Origin of the sequence: Streptomyces sp. ISL-12 (assembly GCF_018614415.1) — a bacterium.
Lineage (GTDB): Bacteria > Actinomycetota > Actinomycetes > Streptomycetales > Streptomycetaceae > Streptomyces.
In genome coordinates, this window is sequence record NZ_JAGGOO010000063.1 from 10,383 (window position 1) to 26,229 (window position 15,847).

Below are 15,847 nucleotides of genomic sequence, written 5' to 3' on the forward strand. Positions count from 1 at the left end.
CCCGTCTCATACCGCCACGACCGTCACGTCCCTGCGGTCACGCCCCTTCGGCCGGTCGACCAGCGCCTCGATCACCCAGCGTCCGGGGGTGGTTTCCAGCACCGCCCGGTATCGGTCGGGTTCGTACGGCCGGAAGACGACGGGTTGTCTGTCGGCGCGGCCCGAGCGCCACATGAACGTCCGCAGATCGCGCTGTGGCAGATCGTGTCCCAGCAGTTCGATCACGAACGGACGGCCGGCGGCGACCGGGTCCCGGGGCAGGTGCAGGGCGATGCCCTCGTCACCGGCGAGCGCCCCGCCGGGCGGGCGTCCCGCGCGGATCGCGAGCATCGCGTCCCGCAGCGCGGGACCGCCGGCCAGGTCCGTGTTGCGGAACCCGGTCCACAGCATGGGGTCCGTCCCCGTCCAGTCCGCGACGGCCGACCGGCGCGGCACCGTTCCGTCGCCGGGTCCCGTCAGGCTGTCGGTGATCCGTGACCCGTCGCCGGAGAGCACGAGTGTCTCGGGGCTGGGGAAGCCGACGCTGCCGAGGCAGTGCACGGCGTAGGGGAGGGGGCCCGCGCGCCGGTGCTCGTCGTGCGCCGAGCGGAACTCCTCCCGGAAGGCCAGCGCCTCGCGGACGGCGTCGCCCGGCAGTCCGGGGACCGGGTAGCGGTTGTCGGTGATCTGCCGCTCACGGCTCTTCGTCTCGACTCGCACGGCGGGGTACCACGGCAGCATCTCGACGACGGCCGGCAGGTCGAGCGCCCAGTCGCGCAGGGCCTCGTTCAGCCGGGCGGCCACGTCCGCGCCGAGGCCCGCGTCGCCGGGGACCGCGTGACCGGCCAGCAGCCGGGCCGCCTGGACCAGCCCCTGCTGCGGGGTGCCGAGGGTGACCAGGACCCGGGCGGTCTCCCGGCCGCCCTGGCACTCCAGATAGTGCCGCCCGATCAGACCGCCCGTCGCATGGCAGACCAGAATGACGCGCGGCTCGTCGGACCGGTCCGGGTAGTACGCGTCGACCCGCGCACACCACCGGTCGAGCTCGCGCTCCACCCGTGCCTTCAGCTGCCGGGCCACCAGCCGGTGGGACAGCCGCCAGTCGTAGCCGAACGGCACGAACTGCGCGTCGAGCGGGTCGCCGAGGGCGGCACGGACATCCGGATAGCCCATGCAGGACAGCAGCCCGGGCACGGAGTCGGGGACCTGCAGCAGCGCGTCGGCGTCCAGCCGGAAGGGGCCCTCGGGCGGCGCGTCCCCCAGCCCCGGCGGGAGGGCCACCTCGGCGAGCGCCGCGGCCGACGAACCGATCAGCCGCTCACCGCACCGCGCCCACAGGTCCTCGCCGTCCCGGCACAGCCGCGTGCCCAGGAACCCCGGGACGAAAACCACCAGATCGTGTTCCATTCACACTCCCCGTGTCCCGGCGCCGAAGAACGTGTGCGGCAGCCGGATCAGATCGCAACGGTCCTCGCCCTGCAACGCCATCACCAGACCCTCCGGGTCCATCGCGGCACGCACGGCGTGCACGTCGTACCCCCGGGTGGGAATCCCCGGCCCGGCCAGCCACTGCCGGGACCAGACGTCCCACGCGCGTGACACCGCCTGCGGCGCGCAGAGCAACAGCACGGGCCGCTCCACGGGGCCGGCGAACATCAGGGACGTCACGTCGGGGAAGTCCCCCGGCAGCCGCTCCGGGGGGTGGATGCCCTCGTCGCCGGAGCAGTCCTTGACGTACACGCTGCCGTGGTCCGCCCAGGCCAGCAGGGGCATCGAGGCGTCGTCCTCGTCGTCGTACAGCTCCCCGAGAGCGAGGCAGGAGGGTCCGGCCGTGAGCAGGACGCGCTGCTCGACGCCGTGCTCACCCTCGGTCCACACCCGCAGCTGGTCGCTCAGATCCCCGGCCATCCAGTACGAACCGTCCCGCAGGACCCTCGTGTCGATCCCGCAGAACCCGCGGTCGGTCCGGATCTCGCGCACCGCGGTCCCGGCGCCGAAGACATCGGCCGGGACCTCGTGGCGTACCAGCCGCCGGCCGTCCGCCACGCTCAGCCGCAGGATGCCGGCGGCCGGATCGCCGACCAGGCTCAGCGCGCGGGCCGGCTGGCCGGCGTCCCCGCCGAGCGGGAGGTCCCGGTGGGTGACGGCCGACAGATCCTCGTCGAGACGCCACAGCCGCACGGTCCGGCCGGCCGCGGCGGCCACCGTCCAGCCGTCCGCCGCCCGCACCGCGGCCACCGCCGTCACCGTGCGCCCGTCGTGGGCGAGCTCCGTGGCCGCGAGGGAGGCCGGATCCCCCTGCTCGGGCCGGGAGATCCGGATCCGGTCGTGCCAGGCCCGGCACAGCAGCGGCGGACCGTCCGGCGCGCCGGCCAGGGCGAGGACCGGGCGCTCGTTGCTCGGCCGCCGCTGGATCCCGTACCCGGCCTCCAGCGCGGGGAGCACGTCCACCACCCGGATGTACGGGCCGTCCGCGACCGCCAGCAGTCCCTGACCGCCCGGCTCGAACGCCACGGCGCCCTCCCGGGGAGCGTCCAGAACGAGCGTGGCCTCGCGTCCGGACCGCCCGACGGACCAGATCCGCACGGCCACTTCCTCGTACCCGGCGAGCAGCAGTTCGTCGCCGCACCGCCCGAAGGCCAGGCCGCGCGCGTTCGAGGGATACGCCGCCGTCCTCTCCATGACCGGCTCGGCGCCGGACACGGCCTCGCACCGCCAGACGTGCACAGCGGTCCCGTCGGCCACGGCGAGGAAGCCCTCCCGGGGCGAGACCGCGAACGCCGCGGCGGCCATCGCGGGTGCCGCCAGGGTCACGCCGGGATCGGTCCGGCAGGCGCGCAGACCGCCGCCCCCGGTGCGGGTCCGGCCCACCTCGAACAGCTCCACCCGTTCGGCGCCCGCGGCCAGGACGAACATCCGCGTGCCCAGGGTGAGGGCCGCCAGATGCCGCACATCCGCCGTCCGCACCTCCTTCAGCTGCGTGTCCAGGCGCGTGCCGCTCTGCCACACCCACACCCACACCCGGTCCCCGTCGGCCGCCAGGGCCACGCTCTCGCCCTCCGCCTCGGCCACCGACAGGGCCCGCACACTGCCGCCCCACCGGTACTCCTGATCGGGCATCCGGGCACCCGCGCGCCAGAAGTACACGGCCTGATCGTCCCGGGCGACGGTGGCCCAGCGGGCTCCCGCGCCCACCTCACGCACCTCGCTGAGCGGGCGTCCGCGCTCCCCGCCGGTCCGGGGCAGCCGACGGGTCAGCAGCCGGGCACCCGACTCCGGGTGCAGGACCTGGACCTCCCCCAGTCCGCCGGCGGTCAGGGTGTCCGCGCGGGTCAGCCCCACCGCCCCGGTCCCGGCGCGCCAGCTCAGCGCCCGCGCGCCGCCCGAAGGCGCCGCGCGCCGCCACTCCGGGGGGTCCGGCGGGACGTCGGTCCAGTACTCCTGCCAGGGCAGGAAGCCCTCGGCGGTCCCCAGCGTCCGGTACGTCGCGTCACGGTGGCTGACGAAGGCGGTGGCGCTGAGCAGGGCCTTGCGCTCCAGCAGGACCGACGCCGGCAGCGGGCCGGACGCACGGGGGAACGAGCCGGCGACCCTGCCGTACAACGCGGCGCCGTCGCAGTCCCGGGCCAGGCCCGCCGCCAGCGGCAGCATGACATCGGGGTTCGTGCGCAGCAGGAAACCCACGTCCTCGAAGAGCTCCCGCAGGGCGTCCGGCCCCACCTGGGCGGCGTGGGCGCCCAGGTATTCGAGGGTGTACTCGTCGGCGCCGCTCCAGTCGCCGCCGGCCCGGGCGCGCAGCGCGTCGAGCACCCTGCGGTGGGCCTCGCGAGCGGTCAGTCCGGCGTCGGAGAGGAAGAACTCGCCATAACTCGGATGGGCCAGCTGATGCCGGATCCGCCCGGCCGTCTGCCGTGCGCCGTCCTTCCGGGGGGCGACGATGCCGCCGTCGGCGCTCCGGCACACCTGTCGCAGATCCTCCGCAGTGAGCTCCGGCGAGCCGGCGTCGCGCAGCGCGTTGGCGAGCGTCAGCCAGGCCGCGTCCGGGGACATCCCGGGGCCCTGGATCACCGCCAGCGCCCGCAGCACCTCGTGGGCCCGCCGCGCGCCGGGCTGCTCGCTCAGGTGGCGTGTCTCCTCCGCCAGACGGGTGCGCAGACCCGTGCCGCCGTCACGCAGCCACGCCAGCAGCTCGGCTTCGGCGGCGACCGTGGTCCGCCGGGCGAGCCCGGTCGCGGTCAGCCGGGCCACCAGGAACGAGCCGTGACTCCGCGCCGCGACGGTCTCCGCCGTCCAGTCGCGGTCCTCCCGCCACGCGTCACCCCGGTACGGGGAGTGCTCGGTGTCCAGTACGGACCGCACCATGCCGGTGATGCTGGCGCGCGCCTCTTCGTCGTCCCCCAGGACCACGGGCTCGACGCTGAGCTCCAGGGCGTCCAGGAGCGACTCCTCCTCCGCGGGCGCGGTGGTACGCCGGCGGGGCTGCGTCCGGGTGCCGACGATCACCCGGACACCGGGCGTGTCCGCCAGCGGGCCCAAGACGTGGCGGGCGATCGCGTACGCCTGGTCCGGAAGGGCCTCGTCGAGCGCGTCGAACAGCAGGTTCACCGAACCCGCCCGGCCGACCAGCTCCCCGAACGCGGCGGTGAACGTCTCGGACGTCACCGGCTCCTCCGGCAGCGGCGGCGCCCCGTCGATGTCCGCCAGCACCTCCCGCAGATGCGCGGCCAGCGAATGGGCGGACTGCCCCCGGCAGCTCAGCGCCGCGTGGACGGTCCCCGCCCGGGGCAGCGTCGCGGGGTCGAGGTCCGCACCGAGGGTCTCCCGCCAGCTCGGCAGCGAGGTGAGGGCCAGCCAGCCGAGCAGCGCGGTCTTCCCCGTGCCCGCCAGGCCCGTCACCGCGAGCAGCCCCTTCGGGTGGGTGTCCATCCAGCGCACGATCCGGCTCAGCGCGTCCCGCCGGCCCGTGAAGTGGCGGCTGAGATGGCTGTTCTCCTCAAGACCGAACTGCTCCGCCTCGATCCAGGGCTTGCGCCGCGTCAGCACGGCCGGGGTGTACACCGGCCGGTCGGACTGATGGTAGTAGGGGTTGTCGAGGAAGTTGTTGGGGAGCGCCCGGACCTCCCGGCAGTCCGGCCGCTGCGCCGGTTCGTCCAGACCGTCGTCCGCGGCCCGCGCGTCCACGGCACGGCACAGATACGGCAGCGGCAGGTACAGCGCGGACGGCTCGAACGGGCGGGCCTGGTCGTCCGCCACGAAGTCCGGCTTGGCCAGCGCTTCCTCCAGCCATGTCACCCAGCGGCCCGCCGGCACCTGCGCGTCCGCCCCCGAGGTGCCGATGACGGCGAACCCCTTCCGCCGGCTCTGGCGCGCCCGGATCACCGCGGAGTCCCGCTCCAGCTCCACGGCGTGCCGCACCGCCTCGCCCAGGGAGTTGTAGCTCTGCGAGGAGCAGGCGTCGATGATCAACAGGGTGTCCGTCTCGTACTCCGGCCGCAGCAGGAACCCCACCAGCTCGAGCAGGGGGACGGCCCGGGCGGGGTCGAACTCGCCCGACTGCCACGAGTCGGCGCAGGCCAGGAAGTAGCCCTCGCCCGCTCGCTGGACGCCGTGCCCCGTCCAGTAGAGGATCTTGCGCTGGGCGCCGACGGCCACGAATTCCTCCAGCCCGGCCCACAGCTGCCGCCGGGCCGCTCCGCCCCGGTCGGCCCGGAGGGTCTCCCCGAACCCCAGCCGCTCCCGCACCGTCTCCGTGAAGCGGTCGCGGACCTCGGCCAGTTGCGGGCGGCGCAGCCTCTGCCGCTCCTCCTCGTCCGGATGGAGGTACTCCGGCACGGCGATCGTGCCCACCAGGGAAGAAGAGCGCCGCTCGGCTTTCAGCAACGCCAGCCGGCTGTCCGTGTCGCTTCGTACCATGAGATCGACAGCACCCCCCGAAAGTATCCACCACAGCTTGTTTACCAGTGGAGTTGGCGATGCGAGACAGATTCACCGTGGTTGGCCGGGCGACAGGCTGTCATCTCTTCGAGGGAGACGGGACCCGGCCCATCGACGAGGAGAACGTCCACGTCAAGTACACGCCGAAGCGTGTGCAGTTCCCGGAGGAGATCGCCGCCTGGCGGCGGTCCATCGAGGCGGAGGAGGAGCGCAAGGAGGCCGGCGGGCTGCCGCATCGGTGGAACAACGCGCGTTTCGCGGTCGAGCGGGTCGTGATCACCCGTACGCATCTGGCCGAGGTACCCGTGGTGTCCCTCGCCGTGCGGGACGCCGACTACTTCGACTTCCTCACCACCTCGCTCAACCTGGACCGGCGGCAGAAGAACGGCCTCACGCTGCGCCAGCAGTATCTGGAGGGCAACGACCCGGCCGACGCGCCCTCCTGGATGAACTGCAGCTTCGGCATCAACGTGGCCCTGGAGACCGGCAAGGACGGCAAGATGCTGTTCTCCCGGCGCAGCGCCCAGGTCGCCGGGCCGAACAGCGCGCGGTGGAACTCCTCCGCCAACGAGGGCCTGGCCCAGCAGCACGACCTGCCTCGGGACGGCAGCCCGGTCAGCCTGCACGCGGTGGCGCGCCGCGCCCTCTTCGAGGAACTCGCCGTGCACGACGGGGACAGGACCAGGGTGGAGCTGCTCGGATTCGGGCTCGACCTGGTCAACCACCAGTGGGCGGCGTTCTTCCGCGCGGTGGTGCCCGAGCTCGACGAGCCCGCGCTGCGCCTTCGCTGGACGCGCGGTGTCACCGACAAGTGGGAGCACGACCGGTTCGAGTTCGTGGACGCGGACCCGGAGTCAGTGTTCGGCTTCATCGCGGACGAGCCGGAGGAGCGGTGGACACCCTGCGCGCCGGCCCTCTTCTATCTCGCCCTGGTACGCGGCGCCGTGGAACGCGCCGGCGGCGACCCGGCCGGCCGCTTCGCCGTGGAACAGGCCGAGCGGAAGGTCATGTCGGACCGCGGTCTGTGAGCCGGAGGGCCGGGACCAGACGTCGCAGGGGGCTTCCCCGCCCACGTTCCCCGAGGGACATGACCGAGGAACGTGGTCGAGGAACGTGGCCGAGGACGAGCGCCTCGACGCCGACGACGGAACCCGGCCCCACGGATCTCGAGGCTCGCCCAGTCCATCTCAGGGTCCACTCCAGGACCAGGAAACCGTCGTCCTCGGTCTCGTCCTGTCCGTCCGGTTCGCCCCCACCACCCCACGCCGGGTTCTTCTCCTGGCTCGGGTTGCCGGTCGTCGCCGGTGCCTTCCAGACGTGGAGGCAGCGCCCGGGTGGGAGCCGGCGCGGATCGCGTCAGGCTGATGCGAGACCGCACCGGCCTGATCGATTTGCGTTACCGGGCTGTCGGAATCACGGTGGAAGAGGGGCGGCGAACGTCGCGGCCAGCAGTTCGGCTGCCTACAAGGCTCGACCGCGAATGCCTCGGGTGGCGGAACTCCGGGAACGGCGGCATACGCCGATCTGGACGTCCGCGCACCCAGGAGGAAGCGATGGCCACTCAGACGTTTTCCTACTACTTCGTCCAGAACCTGCCGCCGGGGTACCGGAGAGAGATCTCGTGGAGCCCTCATTCGTTCTTCGACCAGGGCACCTTCACGCTGTCCGCCCACCCGGTCACCGACTTCCGGCAGACCCTTTACTGGCTGACGCTCGACGACGTCTCGGTGGGCAAGAAGGACATCGGCTCCGGGGACATCAGCAATGTCCAGTCCAACCTCTGGGCGAAGGTGAGGAACAGCGGGGTCAGCGGGCAGGGAACCGTCAAGTCCTACACCGTCTACCTCACCCGTACTACCGCCTGACCGTAACCGGGATCGCTGGAGGGATTCGGCATGCGTGTTTCTGTTGTACACGACGAGCAAGGGTTCATCTCCGCCCTCGCGGCGTCTCCTCCCGGCGCCCCGGTGGCGAGCCTCGTGCCGCAGGCGGGCGAGCGCGTGACGGAGTTGGACGTTCCGGAGGTCAGTGCCGACGGTGACCCCCAGGAGGTCGTCGGACGCCTGACGGACGTGGTCGAGAACTACCGCGTCGACACGGACACCCGGGCACTCGCCCCCAAGCAACGCTGACGATGTCGGTCAGCACGTTTCGACCTGCTGAGGGTACGACAGCGGCCGGCAGAAGCGGCACGATCGCGCTCGTCACCAGATCAGGATGGCGACCAGGGCATGCTCGACGGTCGCGACGGTGCCGCCGGCAGAGAACCTCCGACCCCTTCGGCGCCCTCCGTGACGAGCGCCGAAGGACGGAGTGCGGCGCGTATCGCGAAGAAGAGGCCGCCCGCATCGAGAATCGCGTTCAAGGTGAGGAGAACGGTCACGGTCCAAGTCCGCAGTGCTGTCAAGGAGGCAGTCTGTCATCAGCATGGCCTGGCCAAACGCGGCACGAGGACGGCGTGGACCAGGGCGGTGACGGGAGTCGTGGTGCACCGCGCGGCCTGTGGGGAAGCCGCGAACGGGTGGCTGGGATGATGCCTCGGTGAGCTACTTTTCGCACCTGAGCCTCGGTCCTGACCACGACCCGCAGCCCCTCCCGGAGCCCGGGCCGGCCGAGCCGGGTCAGTGGCCCGAGCTGGAGGCCGCCCTCGCCGTGGTCAACCGCGACGTGACGGCGACCTTGCCGGGTCAGGAGCCGCTGATACTGGTGGTCGTCCCGTCCGGGGAGCCCCCGCTCCCGAACGGGACCGACGGCGGGTACGTCCACGTGGCGTTGCCGGACGGCCGCTGGCACGGCAATCCCGTGAACGCGTACGACCCGGAGGAGGGCGACGCGCCGGAACCGGACGACGCCGCGACGGTCCTGACCGTGGTCGCGGAGGCGGCGCAGGAGACCGTCATGGAACTGCTCCGGCAGGTCTGGCCGACCTGCCGGGAACACAACACCGGAACGCACGTGCGTCCCGCGGGGACGACCGCGGACGACTGGTACCAGGACGAGGCGGGCGCGCCCGGCCCACCGGTGTGGTGGTGCCGAGGCGGCCGGGACGGCGACCGCCACGACGTCTCCCCGGTGGGAGAGCTGGCCGCCACCATGCCGGGGAAGTAGCGTCGCGCACGGCGGCGCATGACGACGCGGCCTGCCGCCGGCCGTGAGCCCTGAGCCGTACGCCCTCGTGCCGCCGCTTCAGCAGCCCGGTGCCCGCCGCCCGCCCCGGACGCGTCCGGCGAGGCCGTCGCCGTCGGTGTCTTCCCGGCCGTCGCCCAACGCCCGCTCGTCGACCGCGTGTTCACGGAAGAAGCCGCGACGGCTGCCCGGCGCACCAGGCCCTCGTGGACCCCGTGGCCGGTACGGGCGGGGTGATCGACCCCGACGTGTGGTGCGGCTGCCCGGGCGGTCAGGTCCGGAACCGGCGCCGGTACTCCGTGGGCGTGGCGCCCAGGCGCCTGCGGAAGGCGCGGACGAGTGTGTCGACGGTCCCGAAACCACAGGTGCCGGCGACGTGTTCGAGCGTGTCGTCCGTGGTCTCCAGCCGGTGACGGGCCATTTCGACGCGGACGGACTCGATGTACGCGCCCGGCGTCATGCCCAGTTCGGCCTTGAAGATTCGGGTGAGCTGCCGTTCGCCGACATGGGCGTACGCGGCCACGTCGGCGACGGTGAGCGGGCCGGCGGCGGAGCGCAGGACGTGGTGCCGGAGGTCCTCCACCCGCCGTGACCGGGAGGCGGGTTCGAGGGGGACGCTGAACTGACTCTGCCCGCCCGGCCGTTTCAGGTACATCACGAGCTGCCGGGCGACACGCAGAGCCACGGCCTCACCGAGGTCTTCGGCGACGAGGGCGAGGGACAGGTCGAGGCAGGCGCTGATGCCCGCACCGGTCCACACCGCGCCGTCCCGCACGAAGATCGGATCGGCGTCGACCTCGACGCGCGGGTGCTCGGCGGCGAGCTGCCGCGCCGTCGACCAGTGCGTGGTGGCGCGCTTGCCGTCGAGCAGACCGGCGGCGGCGAGGACGTGCGCCCCGACGCACACCGAGGCGACCCTGCGGGTGCCGTCGGCGAGCTTGCGGACCCAGCCCACCACCTCGGGATCGGTGAGCGCGCGCACCCCCTGCTCACGGTCGGCGTCCACCGCGCCGGGCACGAGCAGGGTGTCGATCCGCTCGGCCGCCACCTCCTCGAAGGTCGTGTCGGGCAGGACCCGTACGCCGGCGGCCGTGGTGACGGGGGACATGGCCGCGGCGGCCAGCACGACCCGGTAGCCCGCCGAGTCGCCGGCCTCCCGCCGCACCAGGGAGAACACCTCGGGCGGTCCGGTGACGTCGAGCAGGTCCACGCCCTCGAAGACGACGATGACGACGAGGCGTTCGAGGGTGCTCACGGGTCCTCCGTCCGGTCGGCCACGGTGATGTCCGGATCTGCAGGTTAGACGACATTGCCGACACGGCACCGGCGGCCCTAGCGTTTCTGTCACGGCCCCGCCCCGTACGGGCGCCGCAGTACCAGCCACCCGGCCGTACAGCCACCCGGCCACCTTCACCCGCTCCCGAGGGGATATCCCTGTGTCCACGACGACCCTGCGCGAACTCAACAGCCTCGACGGCACCCCCGCGTCCCTGGCGGACTCCACCCTGATCCTCGTCGACTACCAGAACACCTACGTCGGCGGAGTGATGGAACTCGACGGCTGGCAGGACGCGCTCGACTCCGCCGCCGCCCTGCTGACCAGGGCCCGCGCGGCCGGCACCACGGTGATCCACGTCGTCAACGACGGCGGCGAAGGCACCCCCTACGACATCCGGGCCGAGATCGGCGAGATCCACCCGAGCGTGGCCCCCGCCGAGGGCGAGCCCGTCGTCGTCAAGACCACTCCCGACTCCTTCGCCGGCACCGACCTGTCCGCGCACGTCGACGCCGCCGGCCACCGGGACGTCATCGTCATCGGATTCATGACGCACATGTGCGTGCTGGCCACCACCATGGGCGCGTTCCTGCGGGGCAACCGTCCCACCGTGGTCGCCGACGCCTGCGCGACCCGCCCCCTCCGCTCGGCGGACACCGACCTGACCGCCGCGCAGATCCACCACGGCGCCCTCGCCACCATCGGCGACCTGTACGGCGTCGTCGTCGCCTCCGGCAAGTCCCTGATCTGACCGGCCCGGGGTCTGCGACCCGAACGCGGAGGCGTGACGCGCGGTGCGCGGGGGACCTGTCGGTGCATGGCAAGAGTCGCGAAACCGCTGTCGGCGGCGGACACCGAGGGCCCGGCGCTCAAGCGGACCCTGACCACCCCCCTGCTCTACTTCTTCATCCTGGGCGACGTCCTCGGCGCGGGCGTCTACGTCCTGGTGGGCCAGGTGGCCGCCGACAGCGGGGGAGCGGTGTGGGCCCCGCTGACCCTCGCGCTGCTGCTGGCCCTGCTCACCGCGGCCTCCTACGCGGAACTGGCCACCAAGTACCCCCGCGCGGGCGGCGCCTCCCACTACGTCACCCGCGCCTTCGGGCCCTTCGCCGGATTCATCGCGGGCTTCTGCATGCTCGCCGCCGGCATCGTCTCCGTGGCCGCGCTGGCGCGCGGCTTCGGCGGCGATTACCTGTCCGCCTTCGTGACCCTTCCCGTGGGCCTGGTCGCCGTACTGTTCCTGGCTCTGCTCGCCCTGGTCAACGCGCGTGGCGTACGGGAGTCGACCCGCGCCAACGTCGTCGCCACCGTGATCGAGGTCGGCGGCCTGCTCGTCATCGTCGCCCTCGGCGGCTGGCTGCTGCTGCGCGGCGACGGCGACCCGGGCCGGCTGGGCCGGCTCGGAACTCCGGAGAAGGGGGTGATGCCGGCCCTGCTCAGTGGGGCCGTGCTGGCGTACTACTCCTTCGTCGGCTTCGAGACCTCGGTGAACGTCGCCGAGGAGACCCGGAACCCGCGGCGCTCCTACCCGCGCGCCCTGTTCGGCGCGCTGGCGACCGCGGGAGCCGTGTACGTGCTGGTGGGCCTCGCGGCGTCGGCCGCCGTGCCCACCGCCCGGCTGGCCGGGTCGAGCGGACCGCTGCTGGAGGTCGTCGAGGAGGCCGGCGGGGTACCGCCCCTCCTGTTCAGCGCCGTCGCGCTGGTCGCGGTGGCCAACGGCGCCCTGCTCACCGGCATCATGTCCTCCCGCCTCGCCTACGGCATGGCCCGCGACGGACTGCTGCCCCGCGCCCTGACCGAAGTACTGCCCGGCCGCCGTACGCCATGGGCGGCGATCGCCGTCACCACCGCGCTGTCGATGGCGCTCGCCCTCACCGGCAGCGTCGCCACCCTGGCGTCCACGTTGGTCCTGCTGCTCCTCGTCGTCTTCCTCATGGTCGACGTCGCCGTGCTCGTGCTGCGCCGTGACCCCGGGGACACCGGCCACTTCCGGGCCCCGACCGTGCTCCCGGTGCTCGGGGCCGTGTCCTGCGTCGTACTCGCCACACAGGTCGAGGCCGCTGTCTGGCTGCGCGGCCTGCCGGTCCTGGCGACCGGAGCCGTACTCGCCGCCCTCGTCGCCGTACGCCGCGCCCGCCACCCCGTACGGACCACCGGGGCGACGGAACCGGCCGACGAGCCGTCGTCCGCCGGGACGGCAGAGCCGGCCGACAAGCCGTCAGCACCGTCCTGACCGGTCCAGACCCCGGCCATCGCCTGTTGCCCGTCACCTGTTGCCCGTCGCCTGTTGCCCGTCGCCTGTTGCCCGTCGCCTGTTGCCCGTCCCCGTCGTCCGCCGTCGTCGTCCGCCGCCGTCAGACCGTGTGCTCCCTGATCCGCGCGAGCAGACCGCGCAACTGCTCGCGCTCACCGGCGTCCAGGGCGGCCGTCGCCTCCGCGAGCGCCAGGCGGTCGACCTCCTCCGCCTCGCGGTGACAGCGCACGCCCTCCTCGGTGAGCCGGAGCAGGAAGGCCCGCCGGTCGCGGGGGTGGCGGACCCGCTCCACCAGCCCGTCACGTTCCAGACTGTCGACGATGCTCGTCGCGGTGCGCGGCGCGATGCCCGCCATCTCGCTCAGATCCCGCATCCGCAGGGGCTCCTGGGCCCGGTCCAGCATGCGCAGCGCGCGCAGCCGCGCCACCGACGCCCCCTTCTCCCGCAGCCGGGTCTCCACGAAGTCCCGCAATCGGTACGTCGTCTCGTACAACTCGTCGATCAGGATGTCGCTGCTGCCCTGCACCGCCGCCATGTCCGCCGTCCTGTCTTCCGCTCCGGCACGCGTTCGTGACCGGGAAGTCCAGGGTACTGAGCCCACACATAGTGTGTATGCTCAGCACATGCGCCGACGTCACTCCTCCGTGCTGTCTGCCCTGTCCCTCCGCCTCAGCCAGCGCCTCGTCGTCCCGGTCGTCTGTGTCTGCGTGACCTTCATCGCGATCGTCGACGGCGCGATCACCACCGTGGCACTGCCCTCCATCGCCCGGCAGTTCGAGCTGACGACGGCGGCCCTGGACGGGGTCGTCGTGGTCTACCCGGTCTGCCTGGCGATGGCCATACCCGCCTCCGCGTGGCTGGTCGAGCGGTTCGGCGGCAAACGTGTGCTGCTGACCGCGCTCGTCGGGTTCCTCGTGTCGTCGACCCTGTGCGGCGCGGCCGCCGACCTCGGCCAGCTCGTCGCCTACCGCGCCGTCCAGGGCCTGTCCGCCGGACTGCTGCTGCCCGCCTCGGCGGCACTGCTGTTCAGCACCTTCACCGCCTCCGAGCAGGTACGCGTCTCCCGGTACACGATCATCCCGCAGCAGATCGCCCCGGCCGTCGCGCCGATCCTGGGCGGGCTGCTGGTGGACCACCTGTCCTGGCGGTGGGTGTTCTACGTCAACGTGCCGGTCGGCCTGCCGGCCGTACTGTTCGGCGCGCTGTTCCTGGCCGGGCACCACGGCGGCCGGCCGGGCCGCTTCGACCTGCCCGGTCTGCTGCTGAGCGCGGCGGGCCTGGGCACCGCGATGTTCGGTGTCTGCGAAGGCCCCAACCGCGGCTGGTCGTCGGACGCCGTCGTCGTCTCCCTGGCCGCGGGCGCGGTCCTGCTGGCCGCCGCGGTCGTCCACGAACTCCGCGTCCGCGTCCCCCTGCTGAAGATACGGCTGTTCGCCGACCGCCTCTTCCGCGACACCAACCTGCTCAATCTGGTCGGTCTGGTGCCCATTCTCGGCGCCATGTACCTGGGGCCGCTGTTCCTGCAACAGGCCCAGGGCCGCAGCGCGTCGGAGTCCGGCACGGCCACCTTCCCCGAGGCGTTCGGCGTGCTGCTGACCGTCCAGGTCGTCGGCGTGCTGTACGCCCGCATCGGCCCGCGTCTCATCGTCGGCTGCGGTACGGCCGGCGTCAGTGTCGTGCTGCTGCTGTTCGCCACCTGCGACGCGGACACGAGCCTGTGGACGTTCCGCCTCTACATGTTCCTGCTCGGCCTGTGCATGGGCTGCTTCTTCATCCCGACGACGGTGGCCTCCCTCGCCACGATCGACCCGCGGGACCTGCCGCACGCCACCACGCTGAACACCGTCGTCCGGCAGACCGGCGGCGCCCTCGCCCCGGCCGTGGTGACCACCGCCCTTGTCCTGGGCACCCCGCCCGCCGCCGTGGCGGACCCGCCGGTCACCGCCTACCAGCAGGCGTACCTGGCGCTGGCCGCGCTGGCCGCGATCACGGCGGTCTTCGCCTTCACCCTCCCCGACGGCCCCGCCCGCGCCGCGGCCCGCGGCACGACCACGGCCGCCGCCCGGCCCGGACCCGTGCGGGGACGTCCAGAGCCTGTCGACTCCCCGTGACGCGTGACGCGTGACGCATGACGCGTGGCGCGACGACGCGTGACCGTGACACCCTCGCCGCGGGCCCTCCACCCGATCGGCCGGGCAACAAGCCGATCCACGATGCTCCGGTCTCTCATGCGGGGCCCGGTCCTCGGCGGCCTTCGAGGACTCTGAGGGCACCTGCCGCCACCGCGCGTCGCGAGGCCGTTCCGGACGACCACGCCTGATGCCCGCGAATCCGTCTGACACGGACGCGGCCGGGTGCCCACCCTTGATCACGCCGGCGCGTGGAATCACCTACGTGCCGGCGCGGGCCACCAGCAGGGGCTGGAAGAAGCCGGTCCTCCGCGGCATTCGCCAACCGGCGTCGACGAACCCGGCCTCGGCCGCGAGCCCGGCCAGCCGGTCCTGGCCGAGCGCCCAGTAGGTGGTCCGGCGGACCCGGACACGCCACTCCCCGTCTGCCGGAAGCAGTTGGAAGTGTTCCAGGTCGTAGTGCTCGCCGTCGTCGTGCCAGTGCCAGAGCTGAAAGGTGACGGTCCGGTCTCCGCCGTCTCCGCCGCCGGCACGGTCGGTGACCCGGTGGACCTGTGGGGGAGTCGAGGTGGGGCGGTCGCGCAGCAGGTCGTCGTAGGGGCGGGTGCTGACCAGCAGCAGGCCGGCGGGGCGCAGCACGCGGCGCATCTCGGCCAGGGCGGCGCGCACGTCCCGTTCCGTCAGCAGGTGCGGCAGCGAGTTGTCGGCGCAGACGACGACGCCGAACCGGCCGTCGGGAAACGGGAGGCGTCGCATGTCGGCGGCGGCCGTGCGCAGGCTCAGGCCCCGGCAGGTGGCTTCGCGGGCGGCGCGGGCGGCGGCGCGGGGGCTCAGATCGGTCCCGGTGACGCGGTGCCCGCGCAGCGCCAGGCCGATGGCCTGCGTGCCGATGCCGCAGGAACAGTCGAGCACGGCCGCGCGCTCCTCGCCGATCAGGGCGTCCAGAGCGTCGCCCTGCCGACGGATGCTCGCGTCCCAGTCCGGGTAGATCAGGTGGTAGTCGTCGGCCAGTTCGTCGTAGAAACGCGCCACCGATGTCCCGGGCATGACCCGAGATCACCGTTGCTGGTTCCCGGGGCACGGGTCACGTCGTGCCCCGGGAACCCGCCCGTCCGGCTCTGCTCGCCGGAGCCGCGTATCAGGACGCCG

Annotated in this window: 12 protein-coding genes; 7 read left to right on the forward strand and 5 right to left on the reverse strand. The window is 73.0% G+C overall.

Features of this window, described 5'->3' with window-relative positions; all coding sequences use genetic code 11:
- Positions 1–6 precede the first annotated feature (6 nt).
- Complete coding sequence (locus J7I94_RS17950; protein ID WP_215168138.1) at positions 7–1,386, reverse strand: triacylglycerol lipase; 1,380 nt, start codon at positions 1,384–1,386, stop codon at positions 7–9.
- The gene (locus tag J7I94_RS17955) at positions 1,387–5,892 is read right to left on the reverse strand and encodes a peptidase C14 caspase catalytic subunit p20 (protein WP_215168139.1); all 4,506 of its coding nucleotides are present in this window, start codon (positions 5,890–5,892) and stop codon (positions 1,387–1,389) included.
- A 59-nt stretch (positions 5,893–5,951) separates the two neighbouring features.
- Here J7I94_RS17955 and J7I94_RS17960 point away from each other — a divergent pair, with 59 nt between their 5' ends.
- The 4 genes from J7I94_RS17960 (at position 5,952) to J7I94_RS17975 (ending at position 9,021) form a co-directional block, all read left to right on the forward strand.
- Positions 5,952–6,941, forward strand: a complete 990-nt coding sequence (locus J7I94_RS17960) for a nuclear fragile X mental retardation-interacting protein 1 (RefSeq protein ID WP_215168140.1) — start codon at positions 5,952–5,954, stop codon at positions 6,939–6,941.
- A gap of 525 nt (positions 6,942–7,466) precedes the next feature.
- Positions 7,467–7,778 (forward strand): hypothetical protein, encoded by a 312-nt coding sequence (locus tag J7I94_RS17965; protein ID WP_215168141.1) that lies wholly within the window; start codon positions 7,467–7,469, stop codon positions 7,776–7,778.
- 30 nt (positions 7,779–7,808) lie between these two features.
- On the forward strand, positions 7,809–8,045 hold the full coding sequence (locus J7I94_RS17970; RefSeq protein ID WP_215168142.1) for a hypothetical protein: 237 nt from the start codon (positions 7,809–7,811) through the stop codon (positions 8,043–8,045).
- A 409-nt stretch (positions 8,046–8,454) separates the two neighbouring features.
- Positions 8,455–9,021: a hypothetical protein gene (locus J7I94_RS17975; protein ID WP_215168143.1), complete on the forward strand. Its 567-nt coding sequence runs from the start codon at positions 8,455–8,457 to the stop codon at positions 9,019–9,021.
- A gap of 289 nt (positions 9,022–9,310) precedes the next feature.
- Here the strand turns inward: J7I94_RS17975 and J7I94_RS17980 are convergent, their stop codons facing one another.
- A complete protein-coding gene (locus J7I94_RS17980; protein WP_215168144.1) occupies positions 9,311–10,294 on the reverse strand; it encodes a GlxA family transcriptional regulator in 984 nt (327 codons plus the stop codon).
- A 181-nt stretch (positions 10,295–10,475) separates the two neighbouring features.
- Here J7I94_RS17980 and J7I94_RS17985 point away from each other — a divergent pair, with 181 nt between their 5' ends.
- Both J7I94_RS17985 and J7I94_RS17990 read left to right on the forward strand, forming a co-directional pair.
- Positions 10,476–11,066: a cysteine hydrolase family protein gene (locus tag J7I94_RS17985; RefSeq protein ID WP_215168145.1), complete on the forward strand. Its 591-nt coding sequence runs from the start codon at positions 10,476–10,478 to the stop codon at positions 11,064–11,066.
- A 66-nt stretch (positions 11,067–11,132) separates the two neighbouring features.
- Positions 11,133–12,548, forward strand: coding sequence for an APC family permease (locus J7I94_RS17990; RefSeq protein ID WP_215168146.1), 1,416 nt, complete (start codon positions 11,133–11,135; stop codon positions 12,546–12,548).
- Between the two features lie 121 nt (positions 12,549–12,669).
- On the opposite strand, the gene J7I94_RS17995 is transcribed toward J7I94_RS17990, so the two are convergent.
- Positions 12,670–13,104 (reverse strand): MarR family winged helix-turn-helix transcriptional regulator, encoded by a 435-nt coding sequence (locus J7I94_RS17995; RefSeq protein WP_215168147.1) that lies wholly within the window; start codon positions 13,102–13,104, stop codon positions 12,670–12,672.
- An 88-nt stretch (positions 13,105–13,192) separates the two neighbouring features.
- Between J7I94_RS17995 and J7I94_RS18000 the strand changes: the two genes are divergently transcribed.
- Complete coding sequence (locus tag J7I94_RS18000) at positions 13,193–14,680, forward strand: DHA2 family efflux MFS transporter permease subunit (protein ID WP_215168148.1); 1,488 nt, start codon at positions 13,193–13,195, stop codon at positions 14,678–14,680.
- Between the two features lie 279 nt (positions 14,681–14,959).
- Here the strand turns inward: J7I94_RS18000 and J7I94_RS18005 are convergent, their stop codons facing one another.
- Positions 14,960–15,745: a class I SAM-dependent methyltransferase gene (locus J7I94_RS18005; RefSeq protein WP_215168149.1), complete on the reverse strand. Its 786-nt coding sequence runs from the start codon at positions 15,743–15,745 to the stop codon at positions 14,960–14,962.
- Positions 15,746–15,847: the final 102 nt, after the last annotated feature.